The organism is Microbulbifer epialgicus, assembly GCF_041447265.1.
Taxonomy (GTDB): domain Bacteria; phylum Pseudomonadota; class Gammaproteobacteria; order Pseudomonadales; family Cellvibrionaceae; genus Microbulbifer; species Microbulbifer epialgicus.
This window is the reverse complement of the sequence record NZ_JBGMEK010000011.1, coordinates 57616-70691: the sequence shown is the minus strand read 5'-3', so window position 1 is coordinate 70691 and position 13076 is coordinate 57616. Positions and strand designations below refer to the sequence as shown.

The following is a 13076-nucleotide window of genomic DNA, read 5'->3' as shown; positions in this document are numbered from 1 at the left end:
TTGTGTAAAAATTTCCTTTGATAGACTTTTTACAGTAACTTTTTCATCAGGGCACGAGTTGAGCTATCCCAATCGTTTGGTACTTCACCGTCAGCCGCTTGATAGATTTTTGAACTTAGCTGTTTGCCCAGTTCCACGCCCCATTGGTCGAAGGGATTGATACCGAGCAGGCAGCCGCCTGCATAGACTTTATGTTCGTACAGCGCCAGCAGGGCACCGAGATGATGCGGGTCGAGTTTACCCAATATTAGCGTATTACTTGGGCGGTTACCCGGGACCACTTTGTGTGGGGCCAGTGTATGGGCTTCGCGGTGGGTATAACCGGCTTTTTCCAGTTCCTGGCGCGCTTCGTGTAGGGACTTACCGCGCAACAGGGCCTGGCTCTGGCTAATGCAGCATGCCAGTAGCCAGCGGTGCTGTTCGTGTAACTCAGAAGTGGGTTCTTTCACCGCAATAAAATCTGCAGGGATCAGGTCGGTGCCCTGGTGCAGCAGTTGGTGGAAAGAGTGCTGGCCGTTGGTACCCTCGGTACCCCAGATCACACTGCCGCTGGGATAGCCCAGTGCCTGGCCGTCTTTATCTACGCTTTTACCCAGGCTTTCCATATCCAACTGCTGTAACCAAGCCGGGAATTTTGCCAGGCGCTGAGCGTAGGGCAGAACCACTTGGCTGCCGGTATTCCAGCATTGTCGATACCAGAATTGAATAAGGGCCATAATCACCGGCAGGTTTTTCTGAAGGGGGGCGTTAGCGAAGTGCTGGTCCATAGAGTGAGCGCCTTGCAGCAGTTGCTCATATACATCGTAACCGCAAGCTAACACAATCGGCAGGCCGATGGCGGACCACAGTGAGTAGCGACCACCCACCCAATCCCACATGGGAAATATATTTTCCGGAGCAATACCGAAGTCCTGTGTCGCAACAATATTGCTGCTCACAGCAACGAAATGCTGAGCAAGCTGTTTTTCATTGCAGCCGGCAGCTAGCATCCAGCGGCGTGCGGAAAGTGCGTTTTCCCGCGTTTCCAAGGTGGAGAAAGATTTGGAAGCGATAATAAACAGGGTCTCTTCCGGGTCCAGGTTTTTGAGGGTGTCATTTAAGTCAGCACCGTCAATATTCGCTACAAAATGTACACGAACTCCTTTCTTGTGCCAGGGGCTCAGAGTCTCCACCACCATGCGCGGGCCGAGATCGGATCCTCCAATGCCGATATTGACAATATGGCGAATGGGCTTATTACTGAAGCCCAGCCAGCTTTGGTTATGAATAGTTTCGGCAAACCGCTTTATCTGCGTGCGACAGTCTGCCACCGCATGTTCGTGATCGGTTTGTGGCTTACCTTGAAAACGCAGGGCGGTATGAAGCGCTGGGCGATGCTCGGTATTATTGACATTGGCACCACTCAGCAGGGCGGAGATCTGTTCACTTAGGCCCTGGTCTTCGGCATAGCCGAGCAATAACTGCAAAGTGTCCTGACGCAGATGGTTCTTGCTGTAGTCCAGGTAGATACCCGCTGCTTCTAAGCTGAAATTTTCTGCGCGCTGTGTATCGGTGGCGAATAGTTCACGCAGGGACCATTTGTGTTTTTCGAAATGGGATTGCAATTGGTGGATGGCCGAGGCGCGACTCAATGTCAGAGTTTCACTTGTCATGGTAATTGATGGTTAATTCTCTTGTGAGCAGTTTCTTATTGCGAATGTCACACAAGCTTATAATGCTTGGTTTACAAAGGCTGGTAATGCTAACGCATCCCATGCGCCGGGCTGGCGTCTGAAACGTTACAGTGTATTACAGAAGATGGTTTTCGGTAAGAATGGAATACTCAAAAGACAAATGCCGCTCGTGAAAGCGGCATTTGGTGGTGATTCATACTAAATAAAGCTTTTAAGAATAGGTGTCTGTCAGCTCCGATTGGGTTAAAACCTCATTTAGTATGAATCACCACGCTGGTTCTGCTCGAAAGTGATTTTACTTCACCACTCTCATGCAGCGTACTCTATCCGAGGCCATCCAGCAGTCAGCATCTGCGGGGCAGGCCATTGAAAGAGGAATTTGTTCAGCGCCGGGTGGGCAGTAAGCTGGAGGTGCCGGAGGGCTACAGCAACCTGCAAGAACCAGTGCACTGATAATTCCGATTAAGTACTTGGCTGGAGTGAAATTCATCCCCTAACTCCTTTCCGTTGATGTAGACATTAGCATAGCCAATAAAACGTCACCTGTTGGTCAGCTTTGTAAATTGCGCTCTACAAAGATACCGCCTAGTTGAGTGTAATAGGCGCAGGGATTAAATAACTGCCAGCGGGAAAGTCTGGAAAGAAACTGTGCCAATTTATTGCATTTTTAGACTGTAAAAGCCGGTGTTTTTTTATTCTTTTCTATTTTACGTTGCCTTGTGGGTTTAAAAGAGTGTTTATCTTGGTTGCGTATAATTTTGTTGCTCTGAGTTAGCTGCTAAAAGAGGTTTGGAGTAGTGGTTAATTTTAGATGGTTCTGGATTTGGTTGAGATTAAATTAAAAATTTTGGCGGATAAAAAATAATTGAGGCGTTTCGATTGGGAAAAGCCTTTTGCAATACGGAATTTATTTGTTGTAGGTGAACTTCTTTCAGGTCCGAGTCACGGTTATTTTCGGATAGCTTGGGTGTCTATGGCTGGTGGCGGCTTCGGGCCTATAAAGCCGCCACCATTTTTTTAATGGATGGGCCTTGGGCCGTGCAGGAAAGTACCGAAGGCCCGGGCCAGAACCTCCTCACGTTGCGGATCACGTAAAGCTTCCAGCAGGGATGCTCGTATTTGCGGTATAAACATCAAGTCGGAAAGCAGCAAATTAAAAGTATCCTGGTTCCTGGTGCGCGCCAGCGCGTTAAGCCAAAGCTTGGCCAGTTTGCGGTCTTCCAGGTCGAGAGCGCAGCGGCTGCCAATTGCGGTGAGCAGTTCGGTACTCTGTGCTGTAGCGGGTGAAAGCAGTAGCTGTTGTAGGAATGCCTGGCGCAAACCCTTGGCTGGCGAGTAGGAGATACCCCGTATGGTGGCGGCTATCACACCATAGTCTGGGGAGTCACCGGCAAGTGTTGTACCGGCTCGGGCAGTGATGGCTTCAACCAACTGATGATTGGTTGGTTCGTTTTCCAGGCATTGGCACAGATTGATAAAAACGGGCGCCGCTACCTGGGCGATTTGGCGCAGAAGTAATGCTTTTTCGCTTTCCCAGCGAGCTGTCAGGTCAGCGATACCTTGAAGTGCCAGATTGTCCCAGCGGGATTCCTGTGGCGCACGGAAGTAGTTGAGCACGGCTTCATAATGTGTGCTTGCTGGGCGCTTTAGCAGTAAACCGGTATGGGCGTGAAATGCTGCCTGACGTTCGGTGGAAGGTGTATAAATTAGGCCACTTTGCTGCAGCAGATGGTCCAGCTGTAGTGCAGATTCTGTGGCTGGCCCCTGCTGAAGTTCTTGTGCCAGTGCGCGCAACAAGCCATCCCTTGCCTGCAGTTGTAATTTGCCTTGCTCATCGAGAGGAAAGCGCAGGAACCAAACTGCCGGCTCGCCGCCCTCGGCAGGTTGCAGCAAAAGTCCAGTCCAGGCCTGGCGCAGGTAGGGATGGGGCCAGGGCTTTTGCCCCGCCTCAAAGGCCTCGGCTGTGGACTTGGGCACAGATTGCAGACGCCGGCCCAGATCGAACCAGCGCAGTTTAAAGTTAGCCTCTTCGATTAGAGTGCTCAGGGTACCGCTTTCACTCATGGGGGGTTCTTGTATCTCTCCTTAGGATGCCGTCGCCGCTACTGAGATCGGCTTCTGCTTGAAGTGCAGCCAACCGTAGGCAATGGCCAGCAGTGGACACAGAATGTTGAAAAGCGCGTAGGGCAGGTATTCAATAGTTTGGATGCTGAGGGTTGCAGCCATAAAGGCCCCGCAAGTATTCCAGGGAATCAGGACCGAGGTAATGGTACCTGAGTCTTCCAGGGTGCGGGAGAGGTTAAGGCCATGTAGGCCCTTTTCCTTAAATGCCTCGCGGAACATACGGCCGGGGATGATGATGGCCATATACTGATCGCCGGCAGCGGCGTTCATGCCGAAACAGGTCAGCACGGTAGAGGTTACCAGCCCGCCCACAGTCTTGATGCGGGACAGGGTCCAATTCACGAGTACCTGAAGGAAGCCGGCCCGTTCCATGGCGCCACCGAAGGCCATAGCGGAGGTGATCAGCCACACGGTATTGAGCATGCTACTCATACCCCCTTTGGACAGCAGTGAGGCCACATTCTCATTGGTGGAAGTGGACTTGTAACCGTCGAACAGGCTATACCAGGCACCTTTCAGGGCAGCCATAAAGTCTTCTCCGCCACCCAGGCGGCGAGCGGTTTCCGACTCGAAGATTAGGGCGATAACACAGCCAACCAGGGAGCCGATAATCAGTGTGGGGTAGGCGGGCACCTTGCGCCAAGCCATGGCCAGCAACAGGATCAGTGGCAGCAGGCTGACCATAGAAATATTAAATTCACTTTTCAGCGCGGCCAGCAATTCTTCAATATCTGAGGCGGAGGCGCTGCTGGCTTCAGATGTAAAGCCGAGAAAAGAGAAGGCAATGAGAGCGATCACGAATGCAGGGATCGCGGTGGACATCATATGGCGGATATGCTGAAACAGATCGTTGGAAGTTACCGCTGCGGCCACGTTGGTGGTGTCGGAGAGCGGAGACATCTTGTCACCAAAATAGGCGCCTGAAATCACTGCGCCGGCAGTGACTTCCAGAGACAGTCCCAGAGCACCGGCTATGCCCATCAGTGCCACACCCAGAGTACCGGCAGTAGTCCAGCTTGAACCGATACTGAGGCCCACCACGGCACAGATAATACAGCTGGCGGCATAGAACCACTGAGGCGAGAGTATCTGTACGCCGTAATAGATCATTGAGGGGACTGTGCCAGCCAGGATCCAACTACCTATAAGGGCGCCTACCGCCAGCAGGATCAGGATGGCGCCGAATACCAGGCCGATGCCGTGTAGCATGCCGCCTTCCATATCGCTCCAACTGTGGCCATTTTTCATCCCCATCAGAGCGACTACGCAGGCGCACAACAGCAGCGCAATCTGGTTGGGGCCGTACGAGGAATCGGCACCGTAGAAATAGACGGATAGGGACAACAGGGCGATCAAAATCCCGAGGGGGATCAGCGCATCCAGCAGGCTGGGCGTGCGCGCTTCAGAATTGGGGCTGGCTTGAGACAAGGTGAACTCCTGCTTGACTGCGTGGCTAGTGCCGTAATCGTTATCGTTGTTTTTGCCGTCGGCGACGGTAGATCTTCCTATTCTCTCGGCTTGGAGCGGTGAAGTCTACTTTGAATGGCGACTGGAGAGGGAGGACCCTTCTGCTGACTGAGGCGTCAATGCGGTATTTCAATGTTTCGGTCAAACATCCAAAAGAGCGAGGTGCTAGCAGTTCTGCGAGGCTTCCGGTATGTTCTGCGCCAACTTTTATCCCGGTCACCCCGTGGCCGCAATATAAATGAGCTTGGGCCACCAGTAGTAGGCCCGGCAGGTAGTGATTTCATGAGAGCTAGTGAGTTAGACCCCGCTCAATTTGAGGATATTCGCCCCTATCGCGACGATGAGGTACGCCCTGTTCTGGATAGGTTGATTGCCGACCCGGAAATGTCCCATGCCGCTGCGCATTTCCTCCTTCCCAAACTGGCGCGACTCGAGGGCCCACTGGCCTGGTTGGTGCGCCAGTTCCTGCGTTTTGAGTTTCGCAATGTACACAATGTACGTGGTGTGCAGGACATTGTGGAAAAGTATATTGACAAGGTGGTGAACCGTACCACGTCAGGCCTGACCATCTCAGGACTTGGCACTCTACCAAGAGATCGAGCCTGCCTGTTTGTGAGTAATCATCGGGATATCGCCATGGACCCGGCCTTCGCTATTGTGGCTATGTATAAAGAAGGGCACGAAACTTCCCGTATTGCCATTGGCGATAACCTGCTGAGCAAGCAGTTTGCCAGCGATATTATGAAGCTCAACAAGTGCTTTACGGTGAAGCGCAGCTCCGGCAGTCGCCGCGAGAAGTTGGCGGCTGCGAGCCAGCTGTCCAACTATATCTATTACTCTATTGTCCATGAAAACGAGCATGTGTGGATTGCACAGCGCTCCGGTCGTGCCAAAGATGGTATGGATCGCACTAATCCCGCACTTGCGGCTATGTTCGCGATGACGAAGGACAAGGAGACACCCTTTGCCGACTTCTGGAGAAAGCTGCATATAGTGCCGCTGTCTATTTCCTACGAGTGGGACCCTTGTGATGGCCAGAAGGCCAAAGAACTCTATGTCACCGAGCATCGGGAAGAGTACAAAAAGGCCAAAAATGAAGATCTTGCCTCGATCGGCAAGGGGGTTATTGGTCATAAGGGGCGTGTGCATACTGCCTTTGGTGCGCCAATTGAGGGTGACTTTCACGATGTAAATAGCCTTGCCGAGGAGATCGATCGGCAGATCGTCGGCAACTACACCCTGCACCCCACCAATTTGATCGCCTATGAGATGATTTATGGGGGTGTGTCCGGCCTGCCGGTGGGCTATCCGTCCAAGCCTTGGGAGTCGGGGGAGCACGAGGAAACCCGGGAAAAGTTTAAGGCACGTATGGCGAAAATTGATGAGCGCTGGCGCGACAAAGCTATCCAGGCTTATGCCAACCCGGTGGTATCCCGCCTTGCATATGAATGATCGTTACCGGGGTGCTGGTGGGGAGGTGGCGCTTAGTGGATAATAGCGCCCCCTGCGCCATACACTAGCGAATAGATTTCACGCCCCGTGCTCAACGACAAACACAAAAGCGCTATCCAGACCGCTTACAGCCAATTCCTGTCCAGCCGTGGGCTTAAAGCCCGTTATGGGCAGAAACTGATGGTGGCGGCAATCGCCCGCACACTCGGCGCTATTACTCAAAATACTACTGGCGAGCGCGATGCAGAAAAGAGCGACGGTGGGCATATCTGTGTAGTGGAAGCAGGTACCGGTACCGGCAAGACAGTGTCCTACCTACTTGCTGCTATCCCCCTGGCCCAGGCCCAGGACAAGACCCTGGTAATCTCTACCGCGACTGTGGCGCTGCAGGAGCAGATTATCCACAAGGACTTGCCAGAGGTGGCGCGCCACAGCGGACTCAAGTTTGAGTTCACTCTGGCCAAGGGGCGCGGTCGCTACCTGTGTCTATCCAAGTTGGATCAGTTGCTCTCCAGTTTCTCAGCCAGCGGCACCGGCATTTCACTTGGGCTCTACGAGGATGAATTACCCCAGGTGGAAGCGGAAAGTGTCGCTCTTTATCAGAAAATGACCGACAGTCTGGCTGCCGGCCATTGGGATGGGGATCGAGATAACTGGCCGGACACTATTGAGGCCGAGGACTGGGGTCGGGTAACCACGGACCACCGCCAGTGTAGCGGCCGCCGCTGCCCTCATGTAACTAATTGCAGCTTTTTCCGCGCGCGCGAAAGTCTGGGTAAGACCCAGGTAATTGTCGCCAATCACGACTTGCTGCTGGCGGACCTGGCTCTGGGAGGTGGTGCCATCTTGCCACCGCCGGAGGAGACCATTTACGTCCTTGATGAGGCCCACCACCTGCCGGATAAGGCCCTTAATCATTTTTCCCACCATAGCCGTGTCGGTGCCTCCACCAGTTGGCTGGACCAGGCCAATAAGGCCATAGGGCAGATGCTGGGGGAGATTGGTGATGGCGCGGAGCTGGACCGCTGCGGCGAACAGCTGCCGGCGGTACTCACTTCTGCCAAGCAGGGTCTAGAGCAGATGTGGCCCCTGATTGAGGAGCTGTGCGAATTTGAGGACGAGCGCGGCAATACCACTCGCCACCGCTTTGAGGGTGGGGTAGTCCCCGAAGTCATGTCACAGCTGGCGGAAAAACTACGTGAGGACTTCGACGAACTGGAGAGCTTGTTCAACAAGATGTTGCAAACGGCTCAGCGTATGTTGGAAGACGTCCACTCACCGGTCCCGATCGTCGATCTGGAGCGCTGGTATCCACAGCTGGGTAGTTGGCATGGTCGAGCTGAGGCAAATCTGCTGCTGTGGGCTAACTATGCCCGCGCCGATGCCGATGGTGCTATGCCGCAGGCGCGTTGGGTCACTTTGGTAGACTGGGGCGGTTCAACAGACTTCGAAGTGTGCAGTTCCCCGATATTGGCTGGTCAAACCCTGGAGTACAGCCTGTGGCGACGCTGCTACGGTGCGGTGCTAACCTCGGCCACACTGACCGCGCTGGGCAAATTCGACCGCCTGCGCATGCGCGCCGGAACCCCTGAAAATGCCAGCTACCAAGTAGTGCCGAGTCCATTCGATTTTTCTCGCGCCACCTTGCAGGTGCCTGCCCAGGCTGTGGATGCGGGCAACGCTGAACGTCATACTGACGCGGTTATCGATGCCCTGCCGGAATTGCTCAAGGGAAGGGGTGGCTCCCTGGTGCTGTTTTCCTCCCGCAGGCAGATGGAAACCGTCTACGAGGCGCTGCCCGGCACTTGGCGTAACCGCATCCTGATGCAGGGGCAGCAATCCCGTCAGCAGTTACTGGATCATCATCGTGAGATTGTTGACGGTGGTGGCAACAGTGTGTTGTTCGGGCTTGCCAGTTTTGCTGAGGGGCTGGACCTGCCGGGAGATTACTGCCGGCATGTGGTGATTGCCAAACTGCCGTTCTCGGTGCCGGATGACCCCATTGAGGCGGCCTTGGCAGAGTGGATTGAGGCCAAGGGTGGCAATCCATTTATGCAGATCACCGTGCCGGACGCAGCCTTGAAACTGGTACAGGCCTGCGGGCGCCTGCTGCGTGCGGAAGGGGATAGTGGCACTGTGACCCTGCTGGATCGGCGGGTTGTTACTCGGCGATATGGCCAAGCGATACTCAACTCTCTGCCACCGTTTACCCGTCATATTGAATAGTATTTTTAATACTGCTCCGGCTTTCGCCAACAGTCCGAGTGTGTTCGCCAGGAGCAAAGGAATCTTACCGCTGTTCGAGAAGAGCAGTTGCAGGGGCTGGATTTATGCAAGCTATATACTCTGAAATTGCCGATCAACTGTTACTGCTCGAAGCGGAATTGCGCCGTATGGCGCTTTGGCAGGAGGAAGTCCCGCCCGCGGAGGCCTTGGCTAGCACAGAGCCCTTCTGCGTGGATACCCTGACCCTACCGCAGTGGTTGCAATTTATATTTCTGCCGCGAATGCGGCTGATGATCGAACAGGAGATGCCACTGCCTCGTGAGTGCGGTATTGCCCCAATTGCACAAGAATTTTTCAAAAATAGCGGCGATGCAGCTGCCTTAGTGGCAATCCTGGAAGCTGTTGACCAGCGCCTGCAGCGCGGCTGATGGCCTTCTACAAAGGTGCCTCTTTGCCTACCTATTTTCTGAGGGCGCTGCCTGTCTGTTGCCCTATTTCGGATTATAAAGATCTGGCGCCTGTCACATTGTGGCGCTTGCATAGGCCGACTATAGGGACATCCCTGTTCACCGGCCTCTTTCATAGGCTAATATCGACTTCTTCTTGGGCCGGGGAAGAAAGTCCCCCGCCTGCTACCGTGAGTGCTGCAGAGGCAGCGCGGTCGGATTGAAATGCTATGGGGCTAGAGGTAATCGTTAGGATGCAGAAATTTTCCCTTCTGTGGTTATTGGTGGCGGCCCAGCTATTGGTGGGCTGCCAATCGCTGTTGTATCCCGGTCAGGAGCGTCCTCAGTCGGCGCCTGTGGGGGCAGAGCCGACGGCGCCACAGATAGAGGCGACCCAGTGCCCAGAGCCCGTGGAAGTGATCTGTGCTGAGCCGGAAGTCAGGGTTGTTGAAAAGGTTATCGAACGAAGCGTGGAAAAAGTAGTCGAAGTGCCCGTTGCCAAGGACAAGTTGGTGCTCGGAGCTGTGGAGAGAGTTTCCATTGAGCCTTCTGGCCTGGTAATAGAATCCATTGTTGATACAGGTTCACCGACTTCCACCCTGCGTGCCCAAGCGTTGACCCGCTTCGAGCGCGATGGCGAAGACTGGATTCGAATCCAGCTGGCCAAGCGGGAAGGTGATGGCGAGGCCAACTCCGTTTCTGTGGAACTGCCGATCAAGCGGCATATCCGCGCGACACGGCTCGGCTTTCCAAGCCAGCGCCGTCCGGTAGTGGAAATGAACTTGACCGTCGGGGATATCACCCACATGGTCGAGGTCAGCCTGACAGACGAGGGCGGCACTGATGTTTTGATGCTGCTGGGACGCAATTTCCTCAAAGATGCCGCGGTGGTCGATGTGAGCCGTCGCAATGTCCAGGGCCCACCCCGCATGTCCGGGGGAAAATAGGCCAGTTAGAAAGTTAGGTTCCGGTTGGAACCATAGATTTACGGGGAATGGCGAATGTCGCCGCGCGTTCAAGTTTATGTAATTGCGGCACTGCTCGCACTGATTGGGGCGGGTCTTACCGCTTACAAGCATTTTGAATTGGGTTTTCCACTGTTGCCGGGTGAATACCGCACTGTCTGGACCATTGAAGCCAAGGTAGGGTTCGATGCGGAAGGAGGGCCGGTCAAAGCAGCCCTGACCCTGCCACGAGAGCAGCGCAATATGGAAATCTTGGGAGAGACCTTCAGCTCTTCCGGTTTTGGTTTCTATATTGCCCGGGAAAACGACGAGTACCGGGCTATCTGGACGCGTCGCTCGGCCGAGGGACCCCAGTCCCTGTTCTACCAACTGGATGTATACCAGACCCCCGGCGCTGCGCTGGAGCAGCCTCTTGATTTAAGTACCGAAGTACAAAAGCCCTTCCTCGGTGCGCGTGAACAGGAAGCCGTGCGCTTGGCAATCAATTCTCTGGTAAAGCAGGCCCGCGAGCGCTCCTCCGATGTGGAGTCCTTCACCACTCAATTGCTGTTTGAATTGAATGATGATGGCAACCAGGATCGCAACCTGGTATTTCGCCATTATGCTGATAGTTCGCTGGTGGATGTTGCCCTGCTGATGCTTGCCACCGCCGATATTCCCGCTCACCGAATTCGCGGCCTCTACTTAGAAGATGACCGCCGCCGCTTGACTCCCGAGGATTTGCTCGAGGTATATGACGGTGAGCGCTGGATTGTCTTTGAGCCCTCCAGTGGTATGCCTGGAATACCGGAGAATTTCTTTATCTGGCAGCGCGGCGGCAAGAGCCTTCTGGACCTGGAGGGTGGTCGTAATTCCCAAGTGACTTTCTCGGTGATTGCCAACGATGTGCCCGCCCGGGATGTCTCTATGCGCAGTACCACCCAGGATAAAGAGGCCCTGGTAGATTTCTCTATCTATAGCCTGCCTATCGAACAGCAGAGCATTTTCAAGTTAATCCTGCTGGTACCTGTGGGTGCTCTGGTAGTGGTGTTGTTGCGGGTATTTGTGGGATTGCGCACCTCCGGTACCTTTATGCCGGTACTGTTAGCAATTGCCTTTATTGAAACCCAGCTGCTGACCGGACTCGCAATCTTTACCCTGATCCTAATCCTGGGGCTATGGGTGCGCTTCTATTTAAGTCGGCTCAACTTGTTGTTGGTGTCGAGGATCGCTGCGGTGGTGGTTACGGTGGTGCTCATTATGGGGGTGATCAGCGTGGTCAGCTACAAGCTCGGTATAGAGCAGGCGCTGACGGTGACTTTCTTCCCCATGATTATCCTGGCCTGGACCATCGAGCGCATGTCGATTGTATGGGAGGAAGATGGCCCCTACGAGGTCATTGTACAGGCTGGCGGAAGTTTGCTGGTGGCGGTGCTGGCTTGGTGGGTGATGACCAACCGTTATGTGGAGCACTGGACTTTTAACTTCCCCGAACTGCTGCTGGTGTTACTGGGCTTTATCCTGATTGTCGGCAACTACACAGGTTATCGCCTCAGTGAGCTGATGCGTTTCCGGCCACTGGTCAGGTAGGAGGTTGATGTGCTCCATTTTTCTTTCAAACATCTGATCAACAAAGTGCGCGGCGGCGTGGTTTCGCCGCTGACTTTAAGCGGCATCGGCGTGCTAGGCATGAATGCGCGCAATATTAATTACATTGCGCGCTACAACGACCGTGAAAAATTTCCCATTGTCGATGACAAGCTAAATACCAAGCGCGCGGCCAAACGTGCGGGTATTCCGGTGCCGGAATTAATTGAGGCCTTCGAAGCTCCGGCCAGCCGCAAGCGTGTGATGGAGGTGATTGATCCACTTTGGAAGTTTGTTATCAAGCCGGCGAGGGGATCGGGTGGCAAGGGTATCCTGGTGATTGCGGGGCGCGATGGCGACAAGTACAAAAAAATTTCCGGATCGGATATCGAGGCGCTGGATATTCTACGCCATGTCAACAATATCCATAGCGGCCTCTACAGCCTTGGCGGTAAACCCGACCGCGTGATGGTGGAGGCCTTGGTGGACTTCGATCCAGTCTTCCAGAATTACTCCTTTGAAGGGGTGCCGGATATCCGGGTAATTGTGTTCCGCGGCTTTCCGGTGATGGCGATGCTTCGCTGCTCCACCCATGACTCTGACGGCAAGGCGAATTTGCACCAGGGTGCAGTGGGTGTGGGGGTTGACTTGGCTACGGGTAAAAGTTGCCATGCGGTACAGCGAGGGCTGCGTATTAACCGTCACCCGGATACCGAGGTTCACTTTGACAAACTCAAAGTGCCGGGCTGGTATGACCTGGTGCGTCTGGCGGCAAGCTGTTACGAGATGACCGGCCTCGGCTACCTGGGCTGCGATATTGTCCTGGATCGGGAGCGAGGTCCACTGTTGTTGGAAGCTAATGCGCGTCCTGGCCTGGCGATCCAGGTGGCCAATGGTGTGGGCTTGCGTAACCGTTTGCGGTTTATCGAGGGGCTGGACGAGGAAACGCTCGAAAAAAATGTGGATGAGCGAGTGGCATTTTCCATGCGGGAGTTTGCCGCAGACAAAGCGCTATAAATGATCTGCTTGGCTCTGTGTCATCATCGTGCGCAGGCGCTTGCTTAGCATTTTTAGGCAGTATTACAGCGCTTTAATTTGTCAAATGGCCTGTGATCGGCATATCCCTGTTACCTAAATTGAACACCGGTTTTTTTTGA

General features: G+C 54.2%; 9 protein-coding genes. 6 read left to right on the top strand and 3 right to left on the bottom strand.

What is annotated here, in order from left to right; all coding sequences use genetic code 11:
• Positions 1-29 precede the first annotated feature (29 nt).
• The 3 genes from pgi to nhaC all read right to left on the bottom strand — a co-directional run bounded on the left by pgi (position 30) and on the right by nhaC (position 5225).
• Positions 30-1652: a glucose-6-phosphate isomerase gene (pgi, locus tag ACCI49_RS07310; RefSeq protein WP_371838302.1), complete on the bottom strand. Its 1623-nt coding sequence runs from the start codon at positions 1650-1652 to the stop codon at positions 30-32.
• A gap of 1038 nt (positions 1653-2690) precedes the next feature.
• A complete protein-coding gene (locus ACCI49_RS07305) occupies positions 2691-3737 on the bottom strand; it encodes a DUF3549 family protein (RefSeq protein ID WP_371838300.1) in 1047 nt (348 codons plus the stop codon).
• Between the two features lie 21 nt (positions 3738-3758).
• On the bottom strand, positions 3759-5225 hold the full coding sequence (gene nhaC, locus ACCI49_RS07300) for a Na+/H+ antiporter NhaC (protein WP_371838299.1): 1467 nt from the start codon (positions 5223-5225) through the stop codon (positions 3759-3761).
• Positions 5226-5546: 321 nt separating this feature from the next.
• Between nhaC and ACCI49_RS07295 the strand changes: the two genes are divergently transcribed.
• The 6 genes from ACCI49_RS07295 (at position 5547) to ACCI49_RS07270 (ending at position 12936) form a co-directional block, all read left to right on the top strand.
• Positions 5547-6716, top strand: coding sequence for a 1-acyl-sn-glycerol-3-phosphate acyltransferase (locus tag ACCI49_RS07295; protein ID WP_371838298.1), 1170 nt, complete (start codon positions 5547-5549; stop codon positions 6714-6716).
• Positions 6717-6803: 87 nt separating this feature from the next.
• Positions 6804-8942, top strand: coding sequence for an ATP-dependent DNA helicase DinG (dinG, locus tag ACCI49_RS07290; RefSeq protein WP_371838297.1), 2139 nt, complete (start codon positions 6804-6806; stop codon positions 8940-8942).
• A 104-nt stretch (positions 8943-9046) separates the two neighbouring features.
• Positions 9047-9370 (top strand): YqcC family protein, encoded by a 324-nt coding sequence (locus ACCI49_RS07285; RefSeq protein ID WP_371838296.1) that lies wholly within the window; start codon positions 9047-9049, stop codon positions 9368-9370.
• A gap of 272 nt (positions 9371-9642) precedes the next feature.
• On the top strand, positions 9643-10335 hold the full coding sequence (locus tag ACCI49_RS07280) for an ATP-dependent zinc protease family protein (RefSeq protein ID WP_371838295.1): 693 nt from the start codon (positions 9643-9645) through the stop codon (positions 10333-10335).
• 54 nt (positions 10336-10389) lie between these two features.
• Positions 10390-11922, top strand: coding sequence for an inactive transglutaminase family protein (locus ACCI49_RS07275; protein WP_371838294.1), 1533 nt, complete (start codon positions 10390-10392; stop codon positions 11920-11922).
• A 9-nt stretch (positions 11923-11931) separates the two neighbouring features.
• Positions 11932-12936 carry an alpha-L-glutamate ligase-like protein gene (locus ACCI49_RS07270; protein WP_371838293.1) on the top strand — a complete coding sequence of 335 codons (1005 nt, stop codon included), beginning with the start codon at positions 11932-11934 and terminating at the stop codon, positions 12934-12936.
• Positions 12937-13076 lie beyond the last annotated feature (140 nt).